Here is a 768-nt window from a genome sequence, read left to right as displayed (position 1 = left end):
GCCGGTACCTTTCATTAATCAGGATCGATTTGGCCGCTATGATTCCATTGGTAATCTGGGCGGTAAACCAGTCAGTATTCCTGACGGCGTAGTACTTCACTGGGTACGTTATGTTGGAGACCCTGGTGATTTTGATGCCAGCAAAAAAGCACAAGAATACAAACGTCCGCCTATTACCTATCAGCTACCCATTAAAAGCTTTGGTTTGTTTTATCGCCTTACTGATGGTGCGCTGATGAGCTATAAAGAACAAACCGAAATAGATTATTTGCATGATAATAAAACTTTAATTCCTGAAGGTAAGCCCTTTCCGTGGGGACATACGATTGTTTATAATTTAGTAAGTCCTAAGCAATTCAAAAATTATAATCATAGGTTTAAAAATATTTTAAAATCGTCAAAAGAAAGCTGGGATTTTGAATATTCTAAGCAGCCTAATAAAGTATTTGGCTTAACCTATTTCCAAGCCAATAACGGTATAGACCCCAGTACCAATCAGCCATGGACTGATAATATTGCAGGACGGGATCTCTATATCTATCGAGATGCTAATAATAACATTAAAACCCTTATCCTTTGCGATATTGTTGGTCAAGTACGATCTTGTCATCATGATTTTTTTGTTAGTAATTTTCCAGTAAAAGTTAGTATAAATTATGACCGGCTCTATCTGAAACTATGGCAGCAAACCGAAAAAAATATCGCTGCCATACTGGATAGCTGGGTGGTGACTAATGATGGCAAATTAATTAAAAAGCAGGCTGGCAA

1 protein-coding gene is annotated in these 768 nt (G+C 37.5%); it reads left to right on the top strand.

From position 1 onward, the window contains the following. Positions 1 to 768, top strand: a 768-nt coding sequence (locus J3U75_RS09025) for a hypothetical protein (RefSeq protein WP_267391626.1), incomplete at both ends; no start/stop codon positions are given.

The organism is Snodgrassella sp. B3088 (assembly GCF_026535815.1).
GTDB lineage: Bacteria > Pseudomonadota > Gammaproteobacteria > Burkholderiales > Neisseriaceae > Snodgrassella > Snodgrassella alvi_E.
The sequence above is the reverse complement of the archived record's forward strand: the minus strand, read 5'-3'. Positions and strand labels throughout refer to the sequence as shown.